The 13,719-nt window shown below is 71.8% G+C and carries 12 protein-coding genes; 2 read left to right on the top strand and 10 right to left on the bottom strand.

The genetic code is table 11. The features are described 5' to 3' along the window. The first annotated feature begins 19 nt into the window (after positions 1 to 19). Positions 20 to 2,536 (top strand): lysylphosphatidylglycerol synthase transmembrane domain-containing protein, encoded by a 2,517-nt coding sequence (locus tag AB0D74_RS02745; protein WP_362579674.1) that lies wholly within the window; start codon positions 20 to 22, stop codon positions 2,534 to 2,536. Positions 2,537 to 2,561: 25 nt separating this feature from the next. Here the strand turns inward: AB0D74_RS02745 and AB0D74_RS02740 are convergent, their stop codons facing one another. The 8 genes from AB0D74_RS02740 to AB0D74_RS02705 all read right to left on the bottom strand — a co-directional run bounded on the left by AB0D74_RS02740 (position 2,562) and on the right by AB0D74_RS02705 (position 10,849). Further along, a complete protein-coding gene (locus AB0D74_RS02740; RefSeq protein WP_362579671.1) occupies positions 2,562 to 3,152 on the bottom strand; it encodes a DinB family protein in 591 nt (196 codons plus the stop codon). Positions 3,153 to 3,294: 142 nt separating this feature from the next. Continuing rightward, positions 3,295 to 5,673 (bottom strand): Tex family protein, encoded by a 2,379-nt coding sequence (locus AB0D74_RS02735; RefSeq protein WP_362579668.1) that lies wholly within the window; start codon positions 5,671 to 5,673, stop codon positions 3,295 to 3,297. Between the two features lie 231 nt (positions 5,674 to 5,904). Next, positions 5,905 to 7,161: an MFS transporter gene (locus AB0D74_RS02730; protein WP_362579665.1), complete on the bottom strand. Its 1,257-nt coding sequence runs from the start codon at positions 7,159 to 7,161 to the stop codon at positions 5,905 to 5,907. Beyond that, entirely contained in the window at positions 7,152 to 7,652 is a 501-nt protein-coding gene (locus AB0D74_RS02725; protein WP_362579661.1) for a MarR family transcriptional regulator, read from the bottom strand. The genes AB0D74_RS02730 and AB0D74_RS02725 overlap by 10 nt, the downstream gene beginning before the upstream one ends. Before the next feature lie 67 nt (positions 7,653 to 7,719). Next, the gene (locus AB0D74_RS02720; RefSeq protein ID WP_362580161.1) at positions 7,720 to 8,379 is read right to left on the bottom strand and encodes a hypothetical protein; all 660 of its coding nucleotides are present in this window, start codon (positions 8,377 to 8,379) and stop codon (positions 7,720 to 7,722) included. A 96-nt stretch (positions 8,380 to 8,475) separates the two neighbouring features. Beyond that, on the bottom strand, positions 8,476 to 8,610 hold the full coding sequence (locus AB0D74_RS02715; RefSeq protein ID WP_362579658.1) for a hypothetical protein: 135 nt from the start codon (positions 8,608 to 8,610) through the stop codon (positions 8,476 to 8,478). A 356-nt stretch (positions 8,611 to 8,966) separates the two neighbouring features. After that, on the bottom strand, positions 8,967 to 9,836 hold the full coding sequence (locus tag AB0D74_RS02710) for a hypothetical protein (protein WP_362579655.1): 870 nt from the start codon (positions 9,834 to 9,836) through the stop codon (positions 8,967 to 8,969). A 257-nt stretch (positions 9,837 to 10,093) separates the two neighbouring features. Further along, positions 10,094 to 10,849, bottom strand: coding sequence for an enoyl-CoA hydratase/isomerase family protein (locus AB0D74_RS02705; protein ID WP_362579652.1), 756 nt, complete (start codon positions 10,847 to 10,849; stop codon positions 10,094 to 10,096). 266 nt (positions 10,850 to 11,115) lie between these two features. Between AB0D74_RS02705 and AB0D74_RS02700 the strand changes: the two genes are divergently transcribed. Further along, positions 11,116 to 11,610 carry an ATP-binding protein gene (locus tag AB0D74_RS02700; protein ID WP_362580159.1) on the top strand — a complete coding sequence of 165 codons (495 nt, stop codon included), beginning with the start codon at positions 11,116 to 11,118 and terminating at the stop codon, positions 11,608 to 11,610. A 6-nt stretch (positions 11,611 to 11,616) separates the two neighbouring features. Here AB0D74_RS02700 and idi read toward each other — a convergent pair whose 3' ends face one another. Further along, a complete protein-coding gene (gene idi, locus AB0D74_RS02695) occupies positions 11,617 to 12,210 on the bottom strand; it encodes an isopentenyl-diphosphate Delta-isomerase (RefSeq protein WP_362579649.1) in 594 nt (197 codons plus the stop codon). Positions 12,211 to 12,414: 204 nt separating this feature from the next. Then, a complete protein-coding gene (locus AB0D74_RS02690; RefSeq protein ID WP_362579646.1) occupies positions 12,415 to 13,356 on the bottom strand; it encodes a cation diffusion facilitator family transporter in 942 nt (313 codons plus the stop codon). Between the last annotated feature and the right edge of the window lie 363 nt (positions 13,357 to 13,719).

Genomic DNA, 13,719 nt, shown 5'->3' with positions numbered 1-13,719 from the left:
GCCTCGCCGGAGGCGGCACATGACCGACCGGCACGGCATGCTGCTCTCCGCCGACCTCGTGGGCGAAGCCGCCGCGGACGGGGCGGCGCCCGTCGTCGACGCCCCGCCGCCCCGGGACGTGCGCCGCGCCGCCGACCTGCTGCGGCTGCTGGTCTCCCTGGCCGCCCTCGCGCTGACGGTGCTGGTGGCGGTCGCCACCCGGGACTTCGCCCGCAGGGCGCAGCAGGGCCTGCTGACCGCGGCCACCGCACTGCCACCCGCCCTGCGCGACGCGCTCGTCGGCACGGTGCAGGCGGTCGCCGTGCTCGCCCCGCTGGCCGCCCTGGTCGCCCTCGTCGTACGGCGCCGGTTCGACGCGGTGTCGAGGGTGCTGCCCGCCGCTGCCCTGGGCGCGGCCGTCGGCTGGACGCTCACCCGTCTCGCACTGGCCGACAGCAGACCCGAGCTGTGGCCGGAGGTCCTCGTCGGCCGCGGCGGACTGGTGCACGCGGGCTGGCCGTCGGCGGTGTACCTGGCGGCCTGCGCGGGCGCGGTGGTCGCCGCGGGCCCCTGGCTGGCCCGGCCGTGGCGGCGGGTGCTGTGGGCCCTGACCGCCGGCTGCGCGGTGCTCGGCGCGCTGGCCGCCTCGCTCGTCCCGCTGAACGCGCTCGGCGCCCTCGTCGTCGGCGGCGCCGCGGGATCGGCCGTCCTCCTCATGGCCGGCGGCCCGCCCGACCGCCCGCCGGCCCAGGCCGTCGCCGACGCCCTCGTCGCCTGCGGCATCCCCCTCGCCGCCCTCCGCGAACTGCCGCCCGACCGCCAACTCCCCGGCGAGGGCGTCCTCTACGACGCCGAGACCGCCGAGGGAACACAGCTGACGGTACGCGCCCTCGCCGCCGAGGACCGGGGCCGCGACCTGTTCCACCGGCTCGCCCGGCGCGTCCTGCTCCGCCACCCGGCCGATCCCGGCGAGCAGACGCCGCTCGGCGCCGCCGAACACGAACTGCTCATGCTGGTCTTCGCCGCCCGCACCGGCGCCCGGGTCGCCGACCCCGTCATCGCCTACCCGGTGACCGGGGGCGGCGCGGTCCTGGTGACGGTCGGGCACGGCGCCCGCCCGCTGTCCGCGCTCCCCGCCGAGGAGCTGACCGACGCCCTGCTCGGCGCGGCCTGGGCGGCCGTGGCCCGCATCCACGAACACCGCCTCGCACACCGGGCGTTGCGCCCCGAGCACATCCTCGTCACACCGGACGGCGCCATCCGGCTCACCGCGTTCGCGCGGGCCCAGCTCAACGCCCCGCCCGAGACGCTGGGCAGCGACCTCGCCGAACTGCTCGCCACCACCGCCGTACGGGTCGGCCCGGCCCGCGCCACCGCCTGCGCCCTGGCCGGCCTCGGCCCCGAACGCCTCGCGACCGCCCTGCCCTTCCTGCAACCGCTCGCCCTGCTGGGCCCCGCCCGCCGCGAGGTGGCCCGCTACGACCAGGCCCGCGCCCGGGAGGCCACGGCGGGCGCCAGGCGCCGCACCCTGCGCCCCGGCGGCCGGCCGAACCTCGTGCACGACCTGGCCGCGGAAGTACGCCGTGTCTGCGCCGCGCCTGCCGTCAAAACGGCCCCGCTCGCCCGGTTCACCTGGAAGAGCGTCCTGGGCCTGGCCGGCGCGTTCCTCGTCCTGCATCTCGTGCTGCCGCAGCTCGCCAACGCCCCGGCCGCCCTCCGCGCGCTGCGCGACGCCGACTGGTGGTGGCTGCTCGCGGTCGTCCCCGTCACCTTCGTCTCACAGGGCTTCTCGACCTGCCTGCAACTGGGCACCATCCCCGGCCGGCTGCCCTTCCGGGCCACCTACCAGGTGCAGTTCGCCAGCTCCTTCCTGAACCGGATCACCCCGGGCAACGTCGGCGGCATGGCGCTGAACCTGCGTTACCTCCAGAAGACGGGGGTCGAGACCGGCGCGGCGACGGCCTCCGTCGGACTGCAGAGCCTGGCCGGCGCGGTCTCCAACGTGGTGGTCGCCACCGTGTTCTTCGCCGCGGCCGGGCAGCACCACGGCGGCGTCCACCTGGACCTGCCCGTCGGCAGGTACGCCCTGCCCGCGATCGTCCTCGTGCTGGCCGCGGGAGGGCTGCTCGGCCTGACCCCGCCCGGCCGCCGCTTCCTGCGCGAGAAGGTGTGGCCGTTCCTGCGCGCGGCGGGCACGACGCTCACCGGGATCGCCGCCGACCCCGCCAAGCTGACCCTGGGGATCGTCGGCATGCTCGGCCTGCCCCTCGTCCAGATCGTCGGGCTTGCCCTCAGCCTCCACGCGCTCGGCGGCAGCCTCCCCTTCGTCCAGCTCGGCGCCGCGTTCATGGCGGCCCGCCTGCTCGCCAACGCGGCCCCGGTCCCCGGCGGCCTCGGCGCCCTCGAAGCAGGCCTCATCGCGGGCCTGACCGCCCTCGGCGTACCGGCGGGCCCCGCCACCTCGGCGGTCCTCGTCTACCGCCTGCTCACGTTCTGGCTCAACGTCCCGCTGGGCGCCGCCGCGTTGGGGTTCGTGCAGCGCCGCGGATACGTGTAACGGGGCCGCTGCCCCTCGCCCCCGCTCACCGACCACCCCGCCCGGCCTCCGCCGCCGCCCGCTCCACCCGGTCCCGGTGCCCGGCCCGGTCCGCCGCGTCGCCGGGCGCCATGTTCGCGCCGTCCGCCCGCTGCCCCGTCGCCCCGTCGACGAGCTCCCGCACGATGTCGGCATGCCCGGCGTGCCGTTGCGTCTCGGCGACCATGTGGGTGAGGACACGATGCAGGGTGATCTCCTTCGGCGGGTCGACGGGCAGCTGCCCGACCGCGTCCAGGGGCAGCGTGCCGATCGTCTCGTCCGCGTGGGCGCAGGCCTGCCGGTACAGGCCGACCGTCTCCTCACGCGTTTCGTCGGCACGCGCCCACAGATCCGCGTTGGGCTCCGCGTCCCCGGTGATCCACAGGGCGGTCCCGTCGAAGGGCCGCCCGAAGGTCGCCCCGAGGTACCACGCCTCGGCACCGGCGAGATGCTTGACCAGCCCCAGCAGATTCGTACCCGTGGGAGTCAGCGGCCGTCGTATGTCGTACTCGCCGAGCCCCTCCAGCTTCCACAGCAGCACGTCGCGGGCGTCCTGGAGGTAGGTGTGGAGATCGGCCTTGAAATCGGATGTCGTCATGGGCCCAGTCTCCGGACCCAAGGATCTTCGGCCACCCGATTATGTAGGGGCCAGGGGGGGGCGATGCGCCCGTCAGGGGTGCGGGGAACTGCGCGACCGGCCACGACGGACCCGCGGCTCCCCACGCCCCCGGACGGTACGGTCAGCGCTTCCCGTTCTTCGGATTCAGCAGACCCGCCCGGCGCAACGCGTCAGCCATCGCACTGTTGGCCGGAGCCGGCGCAGCCCCCTGACGGGAACCCCCGCCCCCGCCCTGGCGCTGCTGCTGCCGCTGCTGAGGCGGACGCCCACCGCCACCCCGCTGCGGTCGGCGCTCACCGCCGGAGGCCTCCGCCTCGTCGTCCAGCCGCAGCGTCAGCGAGATCCGCTTGCGCGGGATGTCCACGTCGAGCACCTTCACCTTGACGATGTCACCCGGCTTCACCACGTCCCGCGGGTCCTTGACGAACGTCTTGGACAGCGCGGAGACATGCGCCAGACCGTCCTGGTGGACACCGACGTCGATGAACGCGCCGAACGCCGCCACGTTCGTGACGACCCCCTCCAGGACCATCCCCGGGGACAGGTCGGCGATCTTCTCGACGCCCTCCTTGAAGGTGGCCGTCTTGAAGGCCGGCCGCGGGTCGCGCCCCGGCTTCTCCAGCTCCTTGAGGATGTCGGTGACGGTCGGCAGACCGAACGTCTCGTCCACGAAGTCCGTCGGCCGCAGCGAGCGCAGCGCCCCCGTGTTGCCGATGAGCGCGGCCACCTCCTGGCCCGACGTCTTCACCATCCGCCGGACGACGGGGTACGCCTCCGGGTGGACGCTGGACCCGTCCAGCGGGTCGTCGCCGCCGCGGATGCGCAGGAAGCCCGCGCACTGCTCGTACGCCTTCGGGCCGAGCCGGGCCACGTTCTTCAGCTGGCCGCGGGAGGTGAACGGGCCGTTGGCGTCCCGGTGGGCCACGATGTTCTCGGCGAGCCCGGAGGTGATGCCGGAGACCCGGGCGAGCAATGGCGCGGAGGCGGTGTTGACGTCGACCCCGACGCCGTTCACACAGTCCTCGACCACCGCGTCCAGCGAGCGCGACAGCTTCACCTCGGACAGGTCGTGCTGGTACTGGCCGACACCGATCGACTTGGGGTCGATCTTCACCAGCTCGGCCAGCGGGTCCTGGAGCCGGCGGGCGATGGAGACGGCGCCGCGCAGCGACACGTCCATGTCGGGCAGCTCCTGCGAGGCGAAGGCAGAGGCCGAGTACACGGACGCGCCGGCCTCGGAGACCATCACCTTGGTGAGCTTCAGCTCCGGATGCTTCGTGATCAGCTCACCGGCGAGCTTGTCGGTCTCCCGGGACGCCGTGCCGTTGCCGATCGCGACCAGGTCGACCGCGTGCTCCTTGGCGAGGCGGGCCAGCTTGGCGATCGCCTCGTCCCACTTGTTGGCCGGGACGTGCGGGTAGATGACGTCGGTGGCGACCACCTTGCCGGTCGCGTCGACGACGGCGACCTTCACGCCGGTCCGGAAGCCGGGGTCCAGGCCCAGCGTCGCGCGGGTGCCGGCCGGGGCGGCGAGCAGCAGGTCGCGCAGGTTCGCCGCGAAGACGTCGACCGCCTCGTCCTCGGCGGCCGTGCGCAGCCGCAGCCGCAGGTCGATGCCGAGGTGGACGAGGATCCGGGTGCGCCAGGCCCAGCGGACCGTGTCCGACAGCCACTTGTCGGCCGGCCGGCCCCGGTCGGTGATCCCGAACTTGTGGGCGACGATGCCCTCGAACGAGGACGGGCCCTCCGTCGCCTCCTCCGGCTCCAGGACGAGGTCGAGGACCTCCTCCTTCTCGCCGCGCAGCATGGCCAGGATGCGGTGCGAGGGCAGCGCGGTGAAGGGCTCGGCGAACTCGAAGTAGTCGGCGAACTTGGCGCCCGCCTCCTCCTTGCCGTCCCGCACCTTCGCGGCGAGCCGGCCGCGCACCCACATGCGCTCGCGCAGCTCACCGATGAGGTCGGCATCCTCCGAGAAACGCTCGGTGAGGATCGCGCGGGCACCGTCCAGGGCGGCCTGCGGATCGGCGACCCCCTTGTCGGCGTCCACGAACGCGGCGGCTGCCGCCAGCGGCTCCACCCCCGGATCCCCGAGCAGCCCCTCGGCCAGCGGCTCCAGGCCGGCCTCCCGCGCGATCTGCGCTTTGGTCCGCCGCTTCGGCTTGTACGGCAGGTAGATGTCCTCCAGCCGCGCCTTCGTCTCCGCGCCCCGGATCTGCGCCTCCAGCTCGGGGGTGAGCTTGCCCTGCTCCCGCACCGACTCCAGGATCGCCGTCCGTCGCTCCTCCAGCTCCCGCAGGTAGCGCAGCCGCTCCTCGAGCGTGCGCAGCTGCGCGTCGTCGAGCATCTCGGTCGCTTCCTTGCGGTAGCGGGCGATGAAGGGCACCGTCGAACCGCCGTCGAGCAGCTCCACGGCAGCCTTGACCTGCCGCTCCCGTACGCCGAGCTCCTCGGCGATCCTGCCTTCGATGGACCCTGGAACCAGGGACCCGGGTGTCGTCACGATCCCGTACCGCCTTCTCCACTGAGGTTGCGCCGCAATTGTGGCAGGTGACACCGACAACCGGGCCCCAGGGCACCGTTCCGCGACACGGACTGTGACTGGGCGAGATAGTTGTCACTTGGGCGCGACACCTGTCACTGGCCTGGATTTGGTGGTCGATTCAGTCATGACACGATAGTTGGAACCTGGTCACGAAGCTGGAACCAGTGAATGCGCGCCTCGGAGCAGGGATCATGGGCTGGCTGCGGCTGTGCGTGGACGGGGCGGTGCAGAAGAACGGCGCAGGTCTGCCGTGGTGGCACCCACCACGGCGACGGCGCCGAGGCATAGCAGGCCACCGCTGATGAGGGCTGCCGCTCCCGAGGTGGCGTCCGCCACGAGGCCTGCGCGCATGTTGCCGATGTCGGGTCCGGCTTGCCCGACGATCTGTTCAGCGGCACTGACTCGGCCGAGGAGTTCGTGCGGCGTGTGCATCTGGACGACAGTGCTCCGGGAGACGACGGAGACGGTGTCGGCGGCGCCGGCTGTGACGAGGAAAGCCAAGCCGATCCACGGATTGGCTGACAGGCCGAACAGCGTCAACGCTGCGCCCCAGGTGGCGGAACCGCCGAGCATGACCAGGCCGGGGCGGGGGAGGCGGGTGAAGGTTCCCGAGAAGAGTGACGCTGTGACGCCGCCGACGGCGATGGCCGTGAGGAACAGTCCTAGGGTTCGTGGGTTGCCGCCGAATCGTTCGGCGTTGATCAAGGGGAACAGGCTGATGGGCATCGACAGCACGGTGGTGGCCAGGTCGGTGAGCAGGGCCCCGCGAATGACGGGAGTGCGGCCCAGGAAGGCCAGGCCGTCCAGGACCCCCCGCAGGCCGGGCCGTGCGGGTTCGTCTCCCGGGTTCGTCTGCGGCAAGCCGAAGGCACCGTAGAACGCGGCGACGAACGTCAAGGCGTCGATCAGGTAGCAGGCGCCGACTCCCAGCCCGCCCACGATCAATCCGGCGAGCGCGGGGCCGAGCAGCATGGCGCCCTGGAAGGCGATGCGTCTCAGCGCCAGCCCTGCAGCCAGTTGGTGCTTGGGCAGAAGTAGCGGGACGAAGGTGCGCGAGGCCGGGCCGCCGCCTGCGCCGAAGCAGGACTGGAGCGCGACGAGCCCCAGCACGTCGGCGGCAGGAACGTGCCCGAGGAACGCCTGGAATGCGAGGAGGAGCGAACACACGGCTTGCCCGCTGGTCGTGAGCAGGTAGAACTTCCGGCGGTCCACTCGATCGACGAGCGATCCGGCGAACAGTCCGAGCACGACGAGGGGAATCGCCTGGGCCAGCCCGACGGCACCCGTCCACGTGGGGCTCTTCGTCATCTGCCAGACCTGGAACATGACGGCGACGAGCGTCATCTGGCCGCCGAAACCGGACAGGGTCTGGCCGATCCACAGCCGTCGGAACGGTGGTGACGACCGTAACGGAGTCACGTCGATCAGCGTGCGCTTCAACCCCATGCGGGATCCTCCGCAAGCTTCTCGGCGATCCGGTCGTGGAAACTCTTGCGCTCCAGAGCCCGCTCGATATCGGTGACGACCTGGGAGAGCGGGTAGGGAATCTCCGACTCCAGGTCAGCGACGGCAGCCTCGGTGGCCCGCCATTCAGCCGCCAGGCGATCCACGATGCGGCTGGCTTTCTTGGTGAGTGTCACCTTCCTGGTGCGTGCGTCGTCACCCACGACGGTCTGGACCCAGCCGGCCTTGCGCATCGCGGCGACCTTCTGGCTGAGTGCCGAATGTGTGCGCTGAACCGACTCGGCCAGTTCCGCGATGGTCATGGGGCCGCGGGCGTGGAGCCGGAGCAACTCCATGACGAAGCTGGGCTTGAGCCCCTCGATCTGGTGCTCGGAATAGATCCGGGCGATGTCGGCGTCCATGGACGACTGCAGCAGGCGCAGGGGCCGCCAGAGACTCTGCTGCGTCGGATCGATTGCATGGCTGTCACCCATGCGCCGCATCGTAACAGCACTTATATAAGTGCTGTTGATTTTATTGCGTCAGCGCCTGGGGCAACGGTCAGCCGACGACCTCCGGCAGGGTTGACGCCCAGGAATTCACCGCAAGTCCGAGATGTCCGGAACTGGTTCCGGCTGTCGTTCCCGGGTCATCGATCTGGTGCGCAAGGTCCTCTGCGTATTTCTGTAGAAGGTCGAGGAGTTGCTGACCTGCGTGGTGGCCACGTCCGTCGTGGCTGAAGGCTTTCCAGGTCGGATGCCGGCGTCGCCGTTTGATTGCTGACTGCGGCTTCACGGCGCCGGCGTGGCCTGTCCTCGTCCTGCGGGCGATGCGCTGCTGGAACGACGGGGGACGTGAGGGCGCTCGGCTGCGGCGGCGCGGGCCTGCTCGCGTTCCCGGGCGACCTCGATCCGCTCGGATTTCGTGAGCCGGCTGCCGATCCCTGTCGAAGATCAGCTCAGTCGGGCGTACGTCGATCAACCAATCGCCGGTCCGCGTGCGTACCGGGTAGTCCGGGGTGTGTGGTCGTTCCCTGACGGCTCCGCCGAAGCGCATCCTGAACGGCTGCGAAACAACATCCGTCACCTCACCGGCGAAGTCCAGAGCGAGCAGGAACCGGGCCTTCTCCATGCTCTCCGCCCCGTGCAGCCGCCCCGTGCTCTGAACAAACGGCAGCCCGGGACGACGACCTTGCTCCCGCCGCCACGTGAACACGCGCATCGGCACGAACTCACGCTACCCGTACCGGACCAACTCCTCGACCGACCGCGTCAGCTCTTCGCTGGCGGTTCGCCACGTCACCGACCACCGCGACTCTCACCCCGGCGTCAGGTCCAGCCCGGCCCGGCCGCCGGAGACATCGACCGGCGCCAGCAGGTCGGCCCACGAGCACAGGTACGACCACAGTGCATCAGCAGAAGCCGCGGGGACCTCGCCGTCGTACCCGAACAACCCGCCTCCCTATGCCGACCCTGACGACCGAAGTCGGTGACACCTGGACGGAAAACCCGAAGTGGTGACAACTAGACGACCCAAACGCTGACAACTACCACGCCCCCCGACGAGCCGCCCGCTTCCAACGACCCGCCCACTCCCCACGACCCGCCGCAACGGTGCTCAGTCCGGACGGCGCCGTCCGGCGGTGCCGAACCGCCTCGGGTGGAGGGACGGCCCCGTTCCGGTCGCCTGTCTCCGGCGAGCCGTCCCCTTCCCACGATCCGCCGCGACGGCGCTCAGCCCGGATGGTGCCGTCCGGCGGTGCCGGACGGGCCTCGCGCCGCGGGCCGTGCTCCGCCCTCGGGGGGGCGTCAGCTTTTGCCGATGAGGTCTGCGGGGAACGCCCCCGCGGCCACCGCCGTGTGTGTGAAGTCCGTGGCCAGTTCGGTCAGCCGGGATACGCCGTCGGCGCCGAGGTGCTCGTACGGTGCCCGGTCCAGGCGGTCCGTCTCCGTCTCGATGTGTGCCCGCAGGGCCACCCCCGCCTCGGTCAGTTCGCCCGCCGCGTCGAGCAGGCCGCGCTCCCGCAGCCGCCGTACCGCCGCGTCCCAGTCGTCCTGGTTCCAGCCGCGCGTGGCGAACACCCACTTCGGGGCCATGCCCTTGCCGGTCGCCGTGTGCGTCACCACCGCCTCCAGACCGTCGAGACCGGCCGCCAGCAGCGCCGCGAGGTGCCCGTCGCCGCGGTGCTCGCGCAGCAGCGTGCTCGCGTACCAGTAGGCGAGGTGGGGCTCCTGGGGCACCGGCAGATCCGCGTGGGCGGCGTACAGCGGGCGGCCGGAGCGCGAGCAGGCCTCGGTGGCGCGGAGCGCGAGCCGCGCGGCCTCGGCCATCCGGTCGGAGACCACCGCGTCCGCGCCGAGCAGCCGCCGCATCGACGCGTCGACGGCACGCGTGCGTGCGGCGAGGACGTCCTTCGGGGACGCGGTCTCCCAGACGGCCGGCACATGCCGGGCCACCAGCTCGTACTTGTAGTTGTAGAACGTCGCCGTCACCGTGCCGGCCCCGACCGGCCCCAACGCAGCTGCCCGCACCGCGAAGTTGACGGCCCGGGGATGGGTGACCCCGAGCGCGGCCAGTTCCTCGGCCAGCTCGGGGCTGAAGAAGTGGGTCGCGTGCAGGGAGTTGAGCAGGGTCTGGCAGCGGCGGCCGGCGCGCGGCTCCAGGGCGGCGGTTGTCATGGACGCACGCTACTGACTGGTTGGTACGTACTTCCAGTGTCCGACCCATGGAGATCCTGGAGATCCTGTACGACGTCCGGCATGGCAGGAACGGTCGGCGGATTCCGAGGCCGTCCTCGTCGCCGAGGAGGCCGGCCCCGTCCGTACCGACCACGGGCAGCCCGCCCTGACCGCGGCGAAGACCTTCGCCGCGGTGCCGCACCCCGCGCGGAAGGCGTCCGCCGAGGTCCTCGGCCTGTTTCGCTCGGTGCGCCGGTTCATCCCCGGGGCGGAACCGCCCACGTGAACCGCGGCTGGCGGCGCTCCAGGAACGCGGCGACGCCCTCGGCGGTGTCGCCGCTGCCGCCTGCCTGCTCCGCCCAGTGCGCGTCCCGGTCCGTGCGGCCGTTCGCGAACTCCTTCGTGGCGGCCTGCGTCAGCTGCGAGCGGGCGGCCAGGATCCGGGTGAACTCGGCCACCCGCTTGTCGAGTCCGCCCTCCGCCGGCACCTCGTCGACCAGACCGGTGCGCAGCGCCCGTTCCGCGTCGATCAACTCGCCGGAGAAGAGCAGGTACTTGGTGGTGGCCGGGCCGACGAGGGACACCAGGCGACGGGTGGAGCCGGCCGGGTAGACGATGCCGAGCTTCGCCGGTGTCACCCCGAACAGCGCACCCTCCTCGGCGAACCGCAGGTCGCAGGCGGCGGCGAGCTGCGAGCCGCCGCCGACGCAGTGGCCGCGGACCGCCGCGAGGGTCGGCTTGGGGAACGCGGCGAGGGCCTCCTCGGCGGCGACGGCCAGGGACTGCGCCTCGGCCGGGGAGCCGCGGAGGGTGGAGATGTCGGCGCCGGCGCAGAAGGTGCCGCCCTCGCCGGTGAGCACGAGAACCCGCACCGCGGGGTCGGCCGCCAGGATGTCGAGGAGGGGCGGGAGGGCACGCCACATCTCCGCGGTCATCGCGTTGCGTTTGGCAGCGTTGCCAATGACGACCGTGGCAACGGCTTCTTCGACCCGGTGGGTGAGGCGGGGCTCCATGGGCGGGATGCTATAGGCGTCGGTCCGCCGTGCCCCGGGCGGCTGCCGTGGCATGCCTCGGAAAGTTCTCATACCCGTACAACCCGAATAGTTCGCGAAACCGGTATCGAGGAGGGCAAGAGTCGTTCCACAACTGACCTTGTCATACGCCAACGGTCAGATCCGCTCGATATTCGCTGACTTGTGTTCAGTCATCCGGGCCGGCGCAGGTCGTTGCCAACACTCGTCGTGTGGTGACAATCGAGCGCGAGGGTGGCGACCGGACGATGGAGAACCACGGGCGCGGGCATGACCCGCGTCCAGAGGGAGGCGGCGCTCCGCCGCCGGATCCGCTGCCGTACGAAGGAGTCTGGCGGTTCACCGCCCCCGCCGTGGACGCCTCGGTCCCGCAGGCGCGGCGCGCCGTACGGGACCTGCTCCAGCGCCAGGGCGTCCCGGTCTCGGAGGACCTGGTGTACGGGCTGTTGCTGATCGTCTCCGAGCTGGTCACCAACGCGGTCAAGCACGCGGCGCTGCTGTCGCCGGTGCTCGCCGTGGAGGTCGCCGTCGGTGCCGAGTGGGTGCGGGTGTCGGTGGAGGACAACCACCCCTACCGCCCGACCGCCCTGGAGGCCGACCACGGCCAGACCGGCGGCCGGGGGCTGCTGCTGGTGCGGGAGGTGGCCCGGGAGGCGGGCGGGGTCGTGGACGTGGAGCACACGTCGAGCGGCGGCAAGGTGATCTGGGCCGCCCTGCCGCTCAAACCCGCGACGCTGCCCTGAGGGGGTTCACCAGCCGGCGGCCGGGCCCGTCAGCTCCCTGATCGCCGGGCGGGCCGCGTCCAGCACGGTCATGAACCAGGCCGAGAAGGGATCCTGGGCGTGCCGCTCGGCCAGCTCGGCGGCCGTCACGAAGACGGTCGCCTCGACCTCCTCCGGGTCCGGCGCGAGCGGTGCCTGCACCATGCCGACGAACAGGTGGTTGAACTCCTGCTCGACCAGGCCGGAGGCGGGGTCCGGGTGGTTGTAGCGGACCGTGCCCGCCTCGGCGAGCAGCGACGGGGAGACCCCCAGCTCCTCGAAGGTCCGCCGGGCCGCCGCCGCGAAGGGTGCCTCACCGGGGTAGGGGTGGCCGCAGCAGGTGTTGGACCACACGCCGGGGGAGTGGTACTTGCCCAGGGCCCGCTGCTGGAGCAGCAGTCTGCCCTGCTCGTCGAAGAGGAAGACGGAGAACGCCCGGTGCAGCTGCCCGGGCGGCTGGTGCGCGGCCAGCTTCTCCGCGGTGCCGATGGTCACACCCTTCTCGTCGACGAGTTCGAGGAAAATCGCGTCTGCGGTCCCTTCCGACGTGCTGTGCGTCGCGGTGGCAGGTGTGATCGGCATACCCATCCTTCGCCTCGGTCTTCGCACCAAGTCTGCCGTACGAATCCGACACTCCCGGCACTTCCCGGCACGGGCACGCCGGAAGAGGGACCCGGTACTTGATCGTGCCCTACGGGTGCCGGAGGGAACCGTCCGGGGGTCTCGAACACCAGGACGCCGGGGGAGTGCGGAGCGCCGCGTTCCGGGGGGCCGGGGGTGCCGGGGTCAGTGGCAGAGCCGGGCCTCGTGCTCGGCGTGCCCGCCCGGCTCCAGCTGGAAGGTGCAGTGCTCCACGTCGAAGTGGTGGCCCAGGCAGCCCTGCAGCTCGTGCAGCATCTTCTCGTGGCCGATGGCGCTCAGCACGTCCGAGCGGACCACCACGTGCGCCGACAGCACCGGCATCCCCGAGGTGATCGTCCAGGCGTGCAGGTCGTGCACGTCCTCCACGCCGTCCAGCGCCAGGATGTGCGACCGCACCTCCGCCATGTCGACGTCCCGCGGCGCCGCCTCCAGCAGGACGTCCAGGGTCTCGCGCAGCAGCTTCACCGTCCTCGGCACGATCATCAGCCCGATCACCAGCGAGGCGACCGGGTCGGCCGCCTGCCAGCCGGTGGTCAGGATCACCACGGCCGAGATCAGCACCGCCAGCGAGCCCAGCGCGTCGGCAGCCACCTCCAGGAAGGCGCCGCGCACGTTCAGGCTCTCCTGCTGGCCGCGCACCAGCAGCGTGAGCGAGATCATGTTGGCGACCAGGCCGATCAGACCGAACACGATCATCTGGCCGCCGTGCGTGTCCGCGGGCGTGACGAACCGCTGGACCGCCTCGTACAGCACGTACCCGCCGACCACGAGCAGTAGCAGGCAGTTGGCCAGGGCGGCGAGGATCTCGGCGCGGGCGAGGCCGAAGGTGCGGTTGGTGCTCGGGGGACGGTTGGCGAAGTGGATCGCCAGCAGGGCCATGCCGAGGCCCAGCGCGTCGGTCGCCATGTGGGCCGCGTCCGCGATCAGCGCGAGCGAGTCGGCCACCAGACCGCCGGCGATCTCGACCACCATCACGCCGAGGGTGATGGCGAGCGCCACCCGGAGCCGGCCGCGGTACGCCGCGGCGGCCGTACCGGTCGGCGGCGCGTGGCTGTGCCCATGGCCGTGGTCGTGCCCTGCCCCCATGAGATACGCCTCCTGTTGTTCGCCCGGGATCACAGTGAACTACGGGTGGGGGGTATCCGGCAACGCGGCACTGAACACCGTTGTCATGTGCCCTGACCTGCGGAAACGAATCCCAGGTCAGGGCAGCCTCAGTTACCTTCCGTGTCGGAGCGGGCTCCATGGGTGACCGGGCGCCCGCCTTGGGCCGGTGTCCCCGATGCCCGTTCTGTGCGTGCCATTTGTGAGCCGGGGCCCGGATCGCCGATGATGATCTCGGCAAAGGCAGGGACAGGGCAGACCGACCGTGCCGTGAACGGCCGGTGAACAAGCAGTCCTCACCATCCGCTAACCTCTGCCGAATGCCGTCCGGGGGCCACCAGGCAT

This window comes from Streptomyces sp. NPDC048278, from assembly GCF_040652195.1.
GTDB lineage: Bacteria > Actinomycetota > Actinomycetes > Streptomycetales > Streptomycetaceae > Streptomyces.
Note: the sequence above shows the minus strand (reverse complement) of the source record. Positions and strands in the feature narration are given on the sequence as shown.

Bases quoted from the DNA above. Each gene is read 5' to 3' on its own strand.
- AB0D74_RS02745 (WP_362579674.1), top strand. From the start codon at position 20: ATGACCGACCGGCACGGCATGCTGCTCTCCGCCGACCTCGTGGGCGAA.
- AB0D74_RS02740 (WP_362579671.1), bottom strand. From the start codon at position 3,152: ATGACGACATCCGATTTCAAGGCCGATCTCCACACCTACCTCCAGGAC.
- AB0D74_RS02730 (WP_362579665.1), bottom strand. From the start codon at position 7,161: ATGGGGTTGAAGCGCACGCTGATCGACGTGACTCCGTTACGGTCGTCA.
- AB0D74_RS02725 (WP_362579661.1), bottom strand. From the start codon at position 7,652: ATGGGTGACAGCCATGCAATCGATCCGACGCAGCAGAGTCTCTGGCGG.
- AB0D74_RS02720 (WP_362580161.1), bottom strand. From the start codon at position 8,379: ATGCGCGTGTTCACGTGGCGGCGGGAGCAAGGTCGTCGTCCCGGGCTG.
- AB0D74_RS02710 (WP_362579655.1), bottom strand. From the start codon at position 9,836: ATGACAACCGCCGCCCTGGAGCCGCGCGCCGGCCGCCGCTGCCAGACC.
- AB0D74_RS02705 (WP_362579652.1), bottom strand. From the start codon at position 10,849: ATGGAGCCCCGCCTCACCCACCGGGTCGAAGAAGCCGTTGCCACGGTC.
- AB0D74_RS02700 (WP_362580159.1), top strand. From the start codon at position 11,116: ATGGAGAACCACGGGCGCGGGCATGACCCGCGTCCAGAGGGAGGCGGC.
- idi (WP_362579649.1), bottom strand. From the start codon at position 12,210: ATGCCGATCACACCTGCCACCGCGACGCACAGCACGTCGGAAGGGACC.
- AB0D74_RS02690 (WP_362579646.1), bottom strand. From the start codon at position 13,356: ATGGGGGCAGGGCACGACCACGGCCATGGGCACAGCCACGCGCCGCCG.